Annotated in this window: 1 protein-coding gene; it reads left to right on the forward strand. The window is 67.2% G+C overall.

Annotated features, from left to right (window positions below):
- Positions 1 to 1,325, forward strand: a 1,325-nt coding sequence (locus tag QOL82_RS29115) for a Clp protease N-terminal domain-containing protein (RefSeq protein ID WP_346772326.1), incomplete at both ends; no start/stop codon positions are given.

Genomic DNA, 1,325 nt, shown 5'->3' on the forward strand with positions numbered 1-1,325 from the left:
ATGCGACTCGACAAACTCACCACGAAACTCCAGGAAGCCCTGGCCGACGCGCAAAGCCAGGCCGTGGGCAATGACAACCAGTACATCGACCCGGCGCACCTGCTCATTGCGCTGCTGAACCAGGATGACGGCAGCAGCCGCTCGCTGCTGCAGCGCGCCGGCGCCAACATCGGCGGCCTGACCAGCGGCCTGAAGACCGCGCTGCAGCGCCTGCCCAAGGTCAGCGGCACCGGCGGCGAGGTGCAGATCGGCCGCGAGCTGCTGTCGCTGCTGAACCTGGCCGACAAGGAAGCCCAGAAGCATGGCGACCAGTTCATCGCCAGCGAGATGGTGCTGCTGGCGCTGACCGAGGACAAGTCCGACGCCGGCCGCCTCGCGCGCGAGAACGGCCTGACCCGCAACGCGCTGGAAGCGGCGATCACCGCCGTGCGCGGCGGTGGCAACGTCAACTCGCAGGATGCCGAGGGCCAGCGCGAGTCGCTGAAGAAATACACGATGGACCTGACCGAGCGCGCCCGCCAGGGCAAGCTCGACCCTGTGATCGGCCGCGACGACGAGATCCGCCGCGCCATCCAGGTGCTGCAGCGGCGCAGCAAGAACAACCCGGTGCTGATCGGCGAGCCGGGCGTGGGCAAGACCGCCATCGTCGAGGGCCTGGCGCAGCGCATCGTCAACGGCGAGGTGCCCGACAGCCTGAAGAACAAGCGCGTGCTGTCGCTGGACATGGCCGCGCTGCTGGCCGGCGCCAAGTACCGCGGCGAGTTCGAGGAGCGGCTGAAGGCGGTGCTGAAGGAGCTGGCGCAGGACGAAGGCCAGACCATCGTCTTCATCGACGAGATGCACACCATGGTCGGCGCCGGCAAGGCCGAGGGCGCGATGGACGCGGGCAATATGCTCAAGCCGGCGCTGGCGCGCGGCGAGCTGCACTGCGTTGGCGCGACCACGCTCGACGAGTACCGCAAGTACATCGAGAAGGATGCCGCGCTGGAGCGCCGCTTCCAGAAGATCATGGTCGACGAACCGAGCGTGGAAGCGACCATCGCGATCCTGCGCGGGCTGCAGGAGCGCTATGAAGTGCATCACGGCGTCGACATCACCGACCCGGCCATCGTCGCCGCGGCCGAGCTGTCGCACCGCTACATCACCGACCGTTTTCTGCCGGACAAGGCGATCGACCTGATTGACGAGGCAGCCTCCAAGATCAAGATCGAGATCGACTCGAAGCCGGAAGTGATGGACCGGCTCGACCGCCGGCTGATCCAGCTGAAGATCGAGCGCGAGGCGGTCAGGAAGGAGACCGACGAGAGTTCGCAGCGGCGCTTCGG

Source organism: Noviherbaspirillum suwonense (assembly GCF_900182955.1).
Lineage (GTDB): Bacteria > Pseudomonadota > Gammaproteobacteria > Burkholderiales > Burkholderiaceae_D > Noviherbaspirillum_A > Noviherbaspirillum_A suwonense.